The 13,095-nt window shown below is 70.6% G+C and carries 11 protein-coding genes; 2 read left to right on the top strand and 9 right to left on the bottom strand.

Annotated features, from left to right (window positions below; translation table 11 throughout):
* On the bottom strand, positions 1-309 hold a 309-nt coding region (locus ETD86_RS31730), incomplete at its 3' end, for a thiamine pyrophosphate-dependent enzyme (RefSeq protein ID WP_246148501.1).
* Between the two features lie 326 nt (positions 310-635).
* Between ETD86_RS31730 and ETD86_RS31725 the strand changes: the two genes are divergently transcribed.
* A complete protein-coding gene (locus ETD86_RS31725) occupies positions 636-2,129 on the top strand; it encodes a condensation domain-containing protein (protein ID WP_138670325.1) in 1,494 nt (497 codons plus the stop codon).
* A 26-nt stretch (positions 2,130-2,155) separates the two neighbouring features.
* On the top strand, positions 2,156-3,463 hold the full coding sequence (locus tag ETD86_RS31720; protein WP_138670323.1) for a condensation domain-containing protein: 1,308 nt from the start codon (positions 2,156-2,158) through the stop codon (positions 3,461-3,463).
* A gap of 450 nt (positions 3,464-3,913) precedes the next feature.
* Here the strand turns inward: ETD86_RS31720 and ETD86_RS31715 are convergent, their stop codons facing one another.
* From ETD86_RS31715 to ETD86_RS31680, 8 genes are all read right to left on the bottom strand, one after another.
* A complete protein-coding gene (locus ETD86_RS31715; RefSeq protein WP_246148499.1) occupies positions 3,914-4,459 on the bottom strand; it encodes a hemerythrin domain-containing protein in 546 nt (181 codons plus the stop codon).
* 57 nt (positions 4,460-4,516) lie between these two features.
* Positions 4,517-4,867: an isoamylase early set domain-containing protein gene (locus ETD86_RS31710; RefSeq protein WP_138670319.1), complete on the bottom strand. Its 351-nt coding sequence runs from the start codon at positions 4,865-4,867 to the stop codon at positions 4,517-4,519.
* A gap of 603 nt (positions 4,868-5,470) precedes the next feature.
* Positions 5,471-6,841 carry a serine/threonine-protein kinase gene (locus tag ETD86_RS31705; protein WP_170223374.1) on the bottom strand — a complete coding sequence of 457 codons (1,371 nt, stop codon included), beginning with the start codon at positions 6,839-6,841 and terminating at the stop codon, positions 5,471-5,473.
* Positions 6,842-7,397: 556 nt separating this feature from the next.
* Positions 7,398-8,312 carry an SDR family oxidoreductase gene (locus ETD86_RS31700; protein ID WP_138670315.1) on the bottom strand — a complete coding sequence of 305 codons (915 nt, stop codon included), beginning with the start codon at positions 8,310-8,312 and terminating at the stop codon, positions 7,398-7,400.
* A gap of 113 nt (positions 8,313-8,425) precedes the next feature.
* Positions 8,426-8,857 carry a MarR family winged helix-turn-helix transcriptional regulator gene (locus ETD86_RS31695; protein ID WP_211370440.1) on the bottom strand — a complete coding sequence of 144 codons (432 nt, stop codon included), beginning with the start codon at positions 8,855-8,857 and terminating at the stop codon, positions 8,426-8,428.
* 47 nt (positions 8,858-8,904) lie between these two features.
* On the bottom strand, positions 8,905-9,966 hold the full coding sequence (locus ETD86_RS31690; RefSeq protein ID WP_138670311.1) for an alkene reductase: 1,062 nt from the start codon (positions 9,964-9,966) through the stop codon (positions 8,905-8,907).
* 77 nt (positions 9,967-10,043) lie between these two features.
* Entirely contained in the window at positions 10,044-10,949 is a 906-nt protein-coding gene (locus tag ETD86_RS31685; RefSeq protein ID WP_138670309.1) for an NADP-dependent oxidoreductase, read from the bottom strand.
* A gap of 444 nt (positions 10,950-11,393) precedes the next feature.
* On the bottom strand, positions 11,394-12,995 hold the full coding sequence (locus ETD86_RS31680) for a hypothetical protein (RefSeq protein ID WP_138670307.1): 1,602 nt from the start codon (positions 12,993-12,995) through the stop codon (positions 11,394-11,396).
* Between the last annotated feature and the right edge of the window lie 100 nt (positions 12,996-13,095).

The following is a 13,095-nucleotide window of genomic DNA, read 5'->3' as shown; positions in this document are numbered from 1 at the left end:
GCCCGCGCTGCTCGGCCTGGAGGTGGAGGCCATGTTGTGGCTGAAGGTCCGCCCGTAGGGATCCCGGAGTCGGGCCAGGTAGTGGCCGTGCCCGCGATGATTGCTGAAGACGAAGTCCCGCTCGCTCAGCAGCGGCGCCAGCGCGACCGGCACGTACTCCTGCCCCAGGCAGGTGTGGGTGGTGCCCTGTACCAGCCCTTGGCCGAACAGGTCGAGCAGCTTGCGTTCGAAGTGCCTGATCAGCAGGAGAAGCCCGAGGTCGTCATCGGACAGGTCCTCCGTGATCTCTTCCAGCAGTCCTTCTGACACGATCGGCACTCCTTGATGAGTGTCGAGGAGATTGGGAGCGCTCCCACAATATTCGATCACTGGATGTTCGTCAGCATCAGACGAAGAAGTTTCCAGGCTGTCAAACGCCGAGAATGGAGCGTTGGGAATCGCCTCGCCCACCTGCATCGATCGCCAGCCGTCCCGGTGAGGTCACATGGGGCTGCGGCGAACGGCAGGAGGAAGATCTTGACCTGCTCGGAGGCGAAACCTACCCTCTCTTGGGAGCGTTCCCACGAAGGCCGCCCGTCACACGTCCGCCGGCGAACGCGCGAGCCGGGGACACTGCGAATCAATGAGGAGGGCTCGTGAGCCCCGAGACGAGGGTGGCCGCCGACCACCAAGAGCAGGGCACGGCCGAGCGCGAGGAACTGCGGCGGCGTCTGGCCGCGCTTCCCCCCGAACGCCGTGCGGCGCTGCGCCGGTCGCTGCTCGGCGGCCAGGAGAAGCGGACCTGGCCGCTGTCCACCGGGCAGGAGCGGCTGTGGTTCCTGCAACGCTTCGACCCTGACGACTGCGCGTATCACATCACCTGGCCGGTACGGCTGCGCGGCCCCATCGACGAAACGGCTCTCGCCGGGGCGTTCACGGCGATCGCCACCAGGCACGAAGTCCTGCGCACCCGCTTCGTCCTGGACGGCGACCTGCCCGCGCAGGTCGTGGACCAGCCCTGCGAGGTGCGGCTGGACCGCCTGGATCCGGGGCGGGTCGTGGACGAGCCCCGCCAGGATTTCGCCTCCTCCGATGTCGAGCAGGCGATCGTCGCCTACGCCGGGCGGCCGTTCGATCTCGCGGCGGCCCCCGCATGGCGGGCGGGCCTGCTGCGCCTGGCCGCTGACGACGCCATCCTGTGCATCGTGCTCCACCACATCGTGGTCGACCACTGGTCGCTCGACGTGCTCATGCGCGAGCTCGACGAAAGCTACCGCGCTCACCGGGAAGGCCGTCCGCCCCTGCTGGAGGACTTGCCCACGCAGTACCACGACTTCGCCGTGACGGAGCGGAAGCGGGCAGAGGAGGACCGCGACAACCTGGACTACTGGGTCGAGCGGCTCGCCGGAGCGCCGCCGCTCGACCTGCCCCTCGACCGCCCCCGGCCGGCCCGCTGGACCGGCCACGGCGCGAAGATCGACGTGGCCGTGCCGGACGCGGCTGTCGCCCGGCTGGAGCTCCTGGCGCGCGCCCACCGGGCCACCCTGTTCATGGCCCTGCTCGCCGCGTGGCAGGTCACCCTGGGGGTGGCCGCCGGGCAGGACGACTTCTGCGTGGGCGTGCCCGTGGCCGGCCGGGACCGGCCCGAGCTGGCCCCGCTGATCGGCTACTTCTCCACCACGCTCGTCGCGCGGGCCGACCTGTCGGAGGATCCGTCCTTCGGCGAGCTGCTGCGGCGTACCCGGATCAGCACCCTGAAGGCCCTCGCCCGCGCCGGAACCTCGTTGGATCGTATCCTCGGCGCGCTTCGGGTGCCCCGGGACCTGAGCCGTCCGCCGCTGTGCCAGGCGATGTTCAACCTCACCCACAACCTGCCCACCGGCGACCTGCTCCGTACCGAGCTGGGGGATCTGGCCGTGGAGCTGTATTCGCAGCTCGACCTGGGCCGAGCCCGAGTGGAGGTGTCCCTTGACGTGTACCGGGGGCCCGAGGGGATCGGCGGCTGGCTGGAGTACGCGACCGACCTGTTCGACGGCGCCACCGCGCGCCGCCTGGCGGATACATTCGCTCGCGTGGTGACGCGGGCGGGCGGCGACCCGGATCTGCGGCTGTCCGAGCTGGGAGCCGCGGACCGGAAATTTCGGCGTTAGACGTGTCTGACAGCCGAAGGAGGGTCATGCGGCTTCCGGTGGACTTCGTCTCCGACCGTTCCGGCACGGCGGAGCTCGCGTGGGGACAGCGGAGCATCTGGAATGCCATCCACGACGTGGGGCCGGACAGCGCGCACTACTTCAACGTGCCCCGGCTGCTCGCCGTCCCCCGCGCGGGCGGCCCGCGCCGTCCCGAGGCCGTGGCGGCCGCCCTGGCCGAGGTGATGGGCCGGCACGACGCCCTGCGATCCGTGGTACGGCTCGGCGCTGCCGGACCGTACCAGGAGGTGGCGGCGGCCGGGACCCTGTCGATCGAGACGATCGAGGCGGCACGCGACGACGTGGACGATGCCGCGGCGGAACTTGTCGCCCGCCTGGCCGGACGATCCTTCGGCGACGGCGAGCAGTCGCTGCGCGCCGGATTCGTGGTCTGCGGCGGCGCCGCCACCCACGTGGCGCTCGTGCTCTGCCATGTCGTCGCGGACCGGCGCGCGGCCGACGTCGTGGTGCGTGACCTGCGGATGTTGCTGCTCCGAGGAGTGATCGCGCGACCGCCGTCGTCGCAGTTGCTCGACCTGGTACGGGAGGAGGAGACGGCCTCGGCCGGTTCGGACCGGGCGGTCGCGCAGTGGGAGGCGCTTCTTCGGACCGTACCGTCCGCCATGTTCCCGAGTATGGTCGGGCCGCCCGCGACGCCGAGGTTCGCGCGGGTCGTGCTGTCGTCGCCCCGGCTCGACCACGCCGCACATGTGCTCGCCCGCCGTGCCGGCGTCAGCACTGCCACGGTCCTGCTGGTGGCGGTCACCATGCTGCTGCGCGAGCTGACCGGGCACCAGGTGTGCGCGATCACCCCGATCGTGCACAACCGCTTCGACGACCGGACCCGGGACCTGGTCACCAGCCTGAATCAGCTGGGGCTGTTCACGCTGGGCCCGTGCGGAAGCCTTGCCGAGACCCTGGTGAGCGCGTATCCGGCGGTTCTCACGTCCTACCGGCGCGCCCGCTACAACCCTCTGGTCATGGACGCGATGATCGACCGGGTGAGCGCCGATCGGGGCATCTCCATCTTCCCGTCGTGCTGCTTCAACGACCTGCGCCCTGGTGAGGATCCGGGTGGCGCCGACCATGCCGACGGGGAGTCCGAGCTGGAATGGCTGCCCGGCGCCGACCGCCGTAACTGCCCCTTCTGCATGGCCCTGATGCGCTGGAAGGGCACGCTCGGCGTGGAACTGAGCGCCGACACCACCCGTCTGCCCGAGAGCGAGATGGCTGCCCTGCTGCACCGGCTGGAGTCCTTCGTCGTCGACTCGGCCCGCCGGGAATTCGCCACATGAGTCAAACGAGAGCGTGAGAGCATCGTGGGCTCGGCCAAAGAGCGGCGATCCGTTCCCTGGGCGGGCATCGACGACTTGGGCCGATTTCCCGCGCTCGCCAGCCAACGCGATGCCGGCCTGCGACTTGCTTCATCGAGACCGGCAGCGCCCGTACATCCTGGCGGTCATCTCTCCATCAGACGGCCGTCGGCGCGGGCGTGACCACGTGCCGCCTGTCGGCCGGATCGAGCGGTCCAGACACCGCCCGTTCTGGCGGCGGACCGATTCTCCGGCCGACAGACATCTCATCCCCATGTCAGCTTCCCCAGTGAGGCCGGCGGGTGTAGCCGGGACGGGATACCGGCGGCAACCCCGGCCGCGTCTTGCCCGCTCATGCGACGTGATCAGCCGAAGCGGCGTCAAAGTGAGGAGATCTGGTTGCCTGCCTTCCTGGGCAGGATCTGAGAGAGATTAAGATCGTCCCCGTCCGGTGAGGGCATCCCGCAGGCGATCCACCAGGCCGGTGCCGGGCGCCAGGAGCTTGTTGGCGGGTGGGGTGTCGGGTGCGGCGGGATGGGGCCGGGTTGGCGCCATCTTCTTGGCCCGCTGCACCTTTCCGCCCAGCTCGGTGAGCTGCTCCGGTGGGCAGGCTTGCCGCAGTCGCGGGAACAGGTCGTTCTCCTCTCCCTGAATGTGGTGGCGGATCTGCTGCATCAGCCGGGCAAGGGTTGGCCAGAAGTCGGCGTCGGAGGGTCCCAGCCGCTCCAGTTGCTTCATCGTCTGCTCGGCCTCGGCGTGCTCGGAGAGTTCCTGATCGGCGAGCGGGCCGCCGTCCGGCACGTGATCGCGCACGGTGGGATACAGGTACTCCTCTTCGGCCACCGCGTGCCGGACCAGTTCGATGACCACCTGCTCAGCCAGTGTTTTGGCTTGGTCGTCAGTCCCGCCGGCCAGCTGCTCCAGTTCGGTGAACATCTGCTCGACCTCGCGATGGTCGGTGACCAGTACCTCGATCACGTCCTGTTGCTGGTTCATGTCACGCCCTTTCCTTTGGCATCGAGTACGGGAACATGGTCAGGCCAGTGACTCGGCGGTCTTCGTTGTGGCGCCGCCCTGCCCTGCCGGCTCGCCCTTGGGGATGGCGGGCAGAACATGCACGATGCTGCCGCGCTCGTCCCGGGCGTCGGCGTCCGGCTCGTCCAGCCAGCGGCCTCCCTCGGCGAGGTAGCGAAAGCAGATGCTGGTGCCCTGGGGCAAGGCGACGACAGCGGTGTGCGCGCCGTGCTCGGTGCGCGTCATGGGATGGGCGTAGGGGTCCCAATGGTTGAAGTCGCCGACCACGGAGATCTGCCCCGGGATCTCGGCGGGAAGTGTGAAGGTGATATTGACCAAGCCTTCGACGGTCGGCTTGTCCTGTCTGATCATGAAAAATCCTCCTGTCGCGTTATTGCTCAACAGACGTGCCTCGGGCGGAGTCTGGGTCGCGGGGCTGGACGCGCCTTCGGTCATTAAAAGGCGCGGTAGGTGAAAGTGGGGATGCACCACGACGTAGGGCAAGGGCTTCTTGATGCGCGCGTGGCGGTCGCCTTGCGCGACGCGGACGCTTCATGGCCCAGTCACGACCGTGGCAGGAAGAGCCGGTTGGCTGTCCACTGTCTGCGTCGTCGCTCTAGGGGAGAATCTTCCCTTTCACGGGGGAGGTCCTGAGAACCGGTTCTGCCGGTTCTGATCGGCAGCGGTCTTTCACGACCATCCGGCCCAGGTGCGTTCTGGTGCGCCGTTGCACGGTGCGGCGACGGCCGGCCCGCATCGCTGCGTGGACGCGGATGCCACCGGCGGCCGTGAACTGAAGTCGGGTTCTTGATGGCTTCGAAGGGCACGGGAGTGTCCATCGACACCGACATCAGTGAGACCGTCTGATCGCGGCCCAGGGCCAGGAGGCGGTCGGCCTTCGCTCCGTCGGCGAAGAGCGGCCTTCTCGCCGGCAGGCCATCGGCCGTCAGCAGCGGCTGTGCTCAGCCGCGTTGATCACTTGTGGCCTCTGCCGCGGGCCTTTCCCGCAGACGGCGGCTTGTGCCCATGAGCGGTCTTGCCGGTGAGCTTCTTGGCCTGGCCCGGCGGCAGGGACGCCGCGTGCGAATCCGTCTGTCTTGACGAGCCCGTTCCTCGGGAATCCCTCCTGATCCGAGGCGGATCGCCGCGGTCGCGGGTGGCAGGGTAGCGGCTGACGGTGACGGGCTCGGACCGCACGAGGCCCGCGGTTGGCGACGCGGTTTGCGAGGATGGCATGCCGGCCTCGATCCGCTGGTGGGCGGTGGCCCGGCCGCCCGGGTCGCCGGGCCAGAAGGCGGCGGCCAGTGCGCTGATGATCATGGCGGCCGTGGCGGCCACGCACCGCGCGGGCGTGAGCAGACGCCGGCTCCCGGCCGGCTGGTCAGCGGCGCGGCCGAGCTGCGGGCATCGGGCGGACGGGTGCCCAGCCGGGCGGGGCCGTGGCGGTGCACACCCCGCCCCGGAAGCCCTTGTGCTGTCGCAGGCGATGGCCCCCGTCTGCGGAAGCTGCTCAACGCGCGGGCTGCTGACGCGGTGCAACTGCCGGCGGGTCTCCTCGATGCTCGTGCGGCGTCCCGGGTCCTTGGCGAGCAGCCCGATGATGAGCGGCGCCAGGGATCCGGCGCGCTTGAAGGGGGCAGGGTCGGCCGTGAGCACCGCGCTGAGGGTTGCCATCGAGCAGCCCTCGTCGAACGGGTGACGGCCTTCGACAGCGATGTACAGGGTGACGCCCAGCGACCACAGATCGGTCTGCGGGGTGGGCGGCCCGCCGCGGGCACGTTCGGGGGCGATGAAGGCGGGGGTGCCGACGACGATGCCCGCCTCGGTGTGGCTCACCGGCTGCTCCAAGCTGATGGCCAGGCCGAAATCGGTCAGCACCGCGTGGCGGCCGCCGGCGTCCAGGAGGATGTTGGCGGGCTTGACGTCGCGGTGCACGATGCCGGCCGCGTGTGCGGTCTGGAGCGCCGCGAGGATCTGCAGACCGATCCGGGCCACGGTGGCGGGTGGGAGCGGGCCCCGTTCGGCGAGGACGTCAGCCAGGGTGGGGGCGGAGACCAGCTGCAGGACGATCCACGGACGCTCGTCGGCCACCACCACGTCGTAGACGGTCGCGATGTTCGGGTGGCTCAGCCGGGCGGCCAGGCGGGCCTCGCTCATGGTACGGCCCATCAGGGTCTCGCGTTCACCTTGCGGCCGCTGGTCGAGGGTGACCTCTTTGACGGCGACCGGGCGATCCAGCAGCTCGTCGTGGCCGCGCCAGACCCGTCCCATACCGCCGTGACCCAGTTCTTCCTTCAGCCGGTAGCGGCCTGCCAGTAAACAACCCTCATGACGCGAAGCGGCCATAGCGCCGCGTCTACCCTCGCAGTGCCGGCCCATGCACCGAAATCCGCCGCGGACATCCGGCCCCGCCCGTCAACGCCGCGTGCAAGCGCTGGATGGGTACATCGGAGGCATTGCCACGAAGCAACTCACGGAGTGCAGCCCAAGCTGGACTGCACGGAGGACCTGCTCTCCTGCATTGCCGCGCCGTGGTCGGCTGCGCTTCGTTCACCGATCATGTGAACGCTCGGCTGCGGCGGCGGGCCGCTGTCGGCGCGCGGCTCGGCGACGTGGCGGTCGAGACCATCGGGGCCGCGCGGCCCGGAGGCCTTCTGGGGAAACCGTCCGGTCTCATGACCACGGACGTGGACTTCTGGTCGACCCGAGTCGGGTCCACGGCGCCCTTCTCATCCGACAGCGGCGCGGTGATCCGTAGTGCCGGTGCTGCCCACCGCAAGGCGGCGGGCGGCTGTCGCGGGTGTCACGGCCGAGCGCGTCGTCCCACGTGGGCCAGCAGCCGGAGTCGGTTCGGCAGGGCAGCCTGAGGTGTGTCCTGGTCAGGGCCGGACCCCCGGGCCTGTCACCGGTGCTGTGCCAACTCCTCGCTGTACCGGGCGAGGACGTCCTCGGCCGTGGGGACGGGGCCGAACAGTTGCTCCTGGCGGCGGGGGTCGGCGACGTAGCGGCCGGTGTCGAACCAGCCGAACATCGCGGCCATGTCCTTGATCAGGGGCATGAAGCGGCCGGCCACGGCTCCTACGGCGCGGGCGACGGCGGACGGGACGGCCCACACCTTGATCTTCTTTCCGGCCCGGCTGCCCATCCGGTCGGCTACCTCGCGCATGCTCACCGGGCGGTCCCAGCCGATGTCGATGCGCTCACCGTCATCGGCCTCGGCGTCGACTGCGGCTGCCAGGTACGCCGCGAGATCGGAGGTGTGGACGAAGGTCAGCGGGACGGTGGTCTTGCCGATCCATATCAGGCGGCCCTTGTCGATCGGGTCGCCCGCCATGCTCGCGATCTGGTCGAGGAACGCCCCCGGGCGCAGTGCGAGGAACGGGACGCCGAGCTGTTCGAGCTTGTCCTCGGCAAGCTTCTTGTGCCAGAAGTGTGGGACATCGGGCGTCTGGTCGCTGGTGAGGATGCTGGTCAGGACGAACCGTCGGATGCCGGCGCGATGGGCGGCCTCGGCGAGGTTGGCGTTGCCGACGGTGTCGATGTCATGCGCGTTCTTGCCGCCGCGGGTGTAGCCGGCGGCGGTGGTGACGACGGCATCGGCGCCGTTCATGGCGGCGACGAGCGAGCCGAGGTCGAGCATGTCGCCGCGGGCGATCTCCACGCCCCGGCTTTCGAGTCTGTCAGCGTCGCTGGTCGGCCGGACCAGGGCACGGACGTTCTTGCCGCGTTTGAGTAGTTCGTCGACGACCTTGCCCCCGAGAGAGCCGGTCGCCCCGACGACGAGGACCGGGAGGGTGGTGGAGCCGGTGGCAGTCATGGGTTTTCACTTTCCATCAGTTCAGGAGCGAGAGCTTGGTTGCCGAGGCGAAGGCGGATCGGACGGGGGAGGCGGCCGTTCTCGATGTGCAGACGGCCGGCCGCACCGGCGAGTTACTCGGATTCTTCTTGCGGAAGCGCGCGGCTGGTGAGCGCCTCGGCGATGGCGTAGGCGGTGTCGACGAAGGACTCCGCCTGCTGCTCCGACAGGTTCCGCGCGGAGGTCTCCTCCAGCGTCTGCCACAAGGCTGCGATGGGTTGGCGCATGGCACGGCCCTTGTCGGTGAGGTGGACCACCATGACGCGCCGGTCATGTGCGGCCGGCTCGCGGATGAGCAGGCCGGCGTCCTGCATCCGGCGCAGGGACTTGGAGACGGTGGAGTGGTCCAGGCCGACGCTTTCGAGCAGCTCGGACTGGGTCTGGCCGTCCCGGTCAAAGAGCTGCATCAGCAGCAGTTCCTGTCCGGGATGCAGGTCCATCGCGCGAAGCAGGGCGGCGGCGTGGGCGCGGTGAGCGCGGGCGAGCTGGAAGATCGCATAGCTCATCGGCCCTTTGCTGGCCGTCGTGGGGATGCGAGGCATGGTTCGGCGCCTCAGGCCGCGTAGCTGGGGTAGTCGGTGTAGCCGGCCGCTCCGCCGCCGTAGAAGGTCGCCGGGTCGGGGGCGTTCAGCTCCGCGCCGGCGCGGAGCCGCTCGACCAGGTCCGGGTTGGCGAGCGCGAGGGCGCCGACGGAGACCAGGTCGGCCGTACCGTTGTCGATGTCCTTGGCGCGGGTGGGCAGATCGGTGCCGCCCCGGTTGAGGATCAGCGTGGCCGGCCACTGCGCGCGCAGCGTTTCCAGCAGAGCCTCCTCGCCCGCGTGCATGACGTGGAGGTAGGCCAGGTCCAGCGGGCGCAGCGCGTCCAGGAGCGCCGGATACAGCTCGGCGGTGTCGGACTCGGCGATGTCGTTGTAGGGGTTGCCGGGGGAGATGCGCAGACCGGTGCGCTCCGCGCCGATCTCGTCGGCCACGGCGGCGGCTACGTCGACGGCGAAGCGGATGCGGTTGTCGATGGAGCCGCCGTAGCGGTCGGTGCGCTGGTTGGTGTTGTCGGACAGGAACTGGTGCACCAGATAGCCGTTGGCCCCGTGGATCTCCACGCCGTCGGCGCCTGCCGCGACAGCGGCCGCCGCGGCGCGACGGAAGTCGTCGACCGTCGCCGCGACCTCCTGCGTCGACAGCGCGCGGGGCTCCGGCATCTCCTGGGGCCCGGACGCGGTGAACATCACGCCCTCGGGGCGGATCGCCGATGGGGCGACCGGCCGGCGCCCGTGGGGGGTGTTGTCGGGGTGGGAGATGCGTCCGACGTGCATCAGCTGGATGACGATCCGGCCGCCGGCCGCGTGTACGGCGTCAATGACCCTGCGCCATCCGGCGATCTGCTCGTCATTGTGGATGCCGGGAGTGAGGAGGTAGCCCTGGCCGTCGGCGGAGGGCTGGGTTCCCTCAGTGATGATCAGTGCGTGGGAAGCTCGCTGGGCGTAGTACTCGGCGTTCAGCTCGGTCGGGACGCCTTCCGGCGTGGAGCGGTCACGAGTCATGGGGGCCATGACCAGGCGGTGCGGCAGGGATGTGTCGCCGACGGTGGTCGGCGTCCACAGAGAGTTCAGCATGCGTGGTCCTTCGGTGCGGCGATGACCGGGTGGTCATCGGGAAACGGCGGGCGGGGTGGATGAAGAGGCGAGCGTGTTCAGCCGACGGTGAGGACGAGCTTGCCCCGGACATGCCCGGCGTCGCTGACCTGCTGGGCCGCGGCGGCCTGGTCGAGCGGGTAGGCGGTGACGGTGGTGACGACCTTGCCGGTCGCGGCGTCCTGGGCCAGGGCGGCCAGGCGGGGGGCCGAGGCCTCCGCGGGACCGCTGGCGAAGGTGATGCCGAGCTGCTGCGCGCGGAAGTCGGCGATGGTGACGATGCGATCGGTGCCGCCCCGCAGGGTGATGGAGTCCTCCAGGGCGCCCTTCCCGGCCAGGTCGAACACCGCGTCCACGCCGTCAGGGGCGAGGGCCCGGACTCGCTCGACCAGGCCCTCGCCGTACACGGTCGCGGTGGCGCCGAGCGAGGCGAGGTATTCCTGGTTACCGGGGCCGGCGGTGCCGATGACACGTGCTCCGCGGGCCGTGGCGAGCTGAACCGCCAGGGTTCCGACCGCTCCCGCCGCGCCGTGCATCAGCACGGTCTCCCCGGCGGCGACACCCAACAGCTCCAGGACCCGCTCGGCGGTCTCACCCGCCACCGGCAGCGCGACCGCGTGCTGCCAGTCGAGGCCGGCGGGCTTGGGGGCCACGATGGTGGCCAGCGCGTACTCGGCGTACGAGCCGGTGTCCGACCAGCCCAGCACCTCGTCGCCAACCTGCACGTCCTGCACGCCCTCACCCAGGGCGTCCACCACGCCGGCGAGCTCGCGACCGGGGACGGAGGGGAACTGCGTCGGGTACACGGCCTCCAGCATCCCGGAGCGGATCTTGCCGTCCAGCGCGTTCAGCCCGGCGGCCTTCACGCGGACACGGACCTGCCCGGGGCCGGGCTGCGGGACCTCGATGTCCGCCTCGTGCAGTACTTCCGGGCCGCCGAAACGGTCGAAAACGATGGCCTTCATGACAGCTCCCAACGTTGCGCCACACATTACGTGGCTAGACACATAATTACAGTAGCAGCATATGTGGCTAGCCAAGTATTTGCCGCCGCCCGGACCGCGCGAGATCGACTGCGGCCGTTGTGCTCGGCTTCGAGAGCACAACGGCCCTCATCATTCGCGGCTAGGGGCAGCTGGCGCTGAGGATTTCTTGGCTCGCACCGGTCAGATCCGCGTGGCGCAGGAGGAGCCTGTCGGTGAAACGCCCGAAGGCTGGGGTGGCACGGGTCCAGGCCCGCCACCAGCGTCTGACCGTGCCGTGGCCGGACGGGAGGAAGGCGCGGAGGTCCGGGCGAAGGTCGTATCGATCCGGGCCGCCAGGGAGGCAGCGCGCAACATCATGCCCCTCCTCACTCAACGCGGGGCGGTCCGCTTCGCCGCCGAGCTGGACGCATGCGCTCCGCGAGGTCAGCCGCGCGGGCGGTAGACGACCTTGTCCGTCGAGCGGCCGGGGTAGACGACGAGCAGGTGCTCCTCCAGCGGCGCGTCGGGGTCGTTCTCGTCCCATGGCAGGGTGCGGGCGTGGACACGCAGGCGGTAGTGGCCTGGACCGGCGACGGCCAGGTCGGGCAGCGGCCCGGCCGTCCCGCTGTCACCGCCCTCGGGGTAGGTTGGCACGACCAGGCGGCCGCTGCGGCTGGCGATGCCCACCTCGACCACCTGGTCCCAGCCGGCGAGCCGGAGCGGCGGGGCACTGTCGAACGCCTTGACCGTCAGGCACATCGCCGCGTTCTCCTCGTGAGTCACGATTGCGGCGCTACTGCCTGCGGCGTCGATGAACCCGTCCTCGATGGCGTCGAAGATGTCGGCGGCCTCGCTGTCGCTGCCGTAAATGTCCCCAGGATCGCCTGCGCTGTCGTCGCGGTCGTCGAAGACGGCATAGCCACCCCCTTCAAACAGCATGTACGCGGTCGTGCCCTGCCGCCTGGCCCGCACCCCGGGCCACGGGTCGGCACACCGGGCGTTGGCCTCGGCCTTCCACGCGGCTTCCTGCCGGTCGCGCTCGGCCTGCCGGCGATCGGCGTCGGCTTTCTGCCGGGCGACGATGCCGGGGCACAGGTACTCCAGAGCTGCGGCCAGCTCGATGGCGTCCGCCGTGCCGCCCGCCCGCTCGTGCAGCGCGTGCCGTTCCCGGTCGCCGGGCGGCACGCACAGCTGCGCGCCGTAGGCGAGGATGCGCTGGTCGGCCAGGTCCGCGGGAAACATCGTGTCCGCCGCGAAGGTCTCGCCCCTGGCCAGGCAGAGGAACGACCGCCGCCGCTCCTCGGGCCCGAGGCCGGCCGCGGGCCGGAGCCGGTCGCGGCAGCCCTCGTCCGCGGCCGTGTAGGTGAGCCGGGCGTCCCCCTCGGCGCCGACCACGGCCATCGGCAGCACGAGCACGACGGCGGCGGCGAGCAGCCGCGGCGTCCGCCCGGTTCCGGGCGCCGCGACGCCCGGGCCGGGCGCGGCGAGCTCGTGCGCGGTGCGCGCCGCCCACACGACGATCAGCCCGTCGAGCGTGTGCACCGCGAGCGACAGGCCGTCCAACGTCACCAGTCCGACCTGGAGCAGCGAGGAGAGCTGCGGGACGAGGAGGGCGGTCCAGCCGATGGCGACCGTGACGGCGCTGAACCGCCCGTCGCGTCCCTGCCCGGCGATGATCATCGCCTTGCAGCCGAGGGTCGCCATCGCCACCAGGAGCGACGCCGTCAGCAGTGGGACCTCGGCGAACGGCCGCAGCGCCGCGGCCAGGACCCCGGTCAGGCCGAGCGCGAGGGCGATGATCCGGAACCGGGCCGATACCCCGGCCAGGGCCCGCACCAGCAGGAACATGGTGGCGGCCCACACGGCCCCTCTCGCGGCGTACTCCGCGACGTCGGACACGACGTCGAGGAGTTCCCAGAGCAGCAAGTCGCCGGCCACGTCCGCGTAGAGCAGGCGCCGCAGCCACACCACCTCACGCGGCAGCGCCCCGGCGCGCGGCGAGGCCGGGCCGCGCAGGATCTGCCACAGCGCCCACGCGTTGAGCACCCCGATCGCCGCGGGCAGGAGCCGGGCCTCGTCGTGCCACGGCCAGAAACCCGCCGTCGCGACGACGACGAACCACCGCCCGCCGTCGTACCCTGCGGCG

This window comes from Nonomuraea turkmeniaca, assembly GCF_005889735.1.
Classification (GTDB): domain Bacteria; phylum Actinomycetota; class Actinomycetes; order Streptosporangiales; family Streptosporangiaceae; genus Nonomuraea; species Nonomuraea turkmeniaca.
This window is presented reverse-complemented; position numbering and strand designations above follow the sequence as displayed.

What these genes read in the sequence shown, in the direction of transcription:
- ETD86_RS31720 (WP_138670323.1), top strand. Translation starts at nt 2,156, where the DNA reads ATGCGGCTTCCGGTGGACTTCGTCTCCGACCGTTCCGGCACGGCGGAG.
- ETD86_RS31710 (WP_138670319.1), bottom strand. Translation starts at nt 4,867, where the DNA reads ATGATCAGACAGGACAAGCCGACCGTCGAAGGCTTGGTCAATATCACC.
- ETD86_RS31705 (WP_170223374.1), bottom strand. Translation starts at nt 6,841, where the DNA reads ATGGCCGCTTCGCGTCATGAGGGTTGTTTACTGGCAGGCCGCTACCGG.
- ETD86_RS31700 (WP_138670315.1), bottom strand. Translation starts at nt 8,312, where the DNA reads ATGACTGCCACCGGCTCCACCACCCTCCCGGTCCTCGTCGTCGGGGCG.
- ETD86_RS31695 (WP_211370440.1), bottom strand. Translation starts at nt 8,857, where the DNA reads ATGAGCTATGCGATCTTCCAGCTCGCCCGCGCTCACCGCGCCCACGCC.
- ETD86_RS31690 (WP_138670311.1), bottom strand. Translation starts at nt 9,966, where the DNA reads ATGCTGAACTCTCTGTGGACGCCGACCACCGTCGGCGACACATCCCTG.
- ETD86_RS31685 (WP_138670309.1), bottom strand. Translation starts at nt 10,949, where the DNA reads ATGAAGGCCATCGTTTTCGACCGTTTCGGCGGCCCGGAAGTACTGCAC.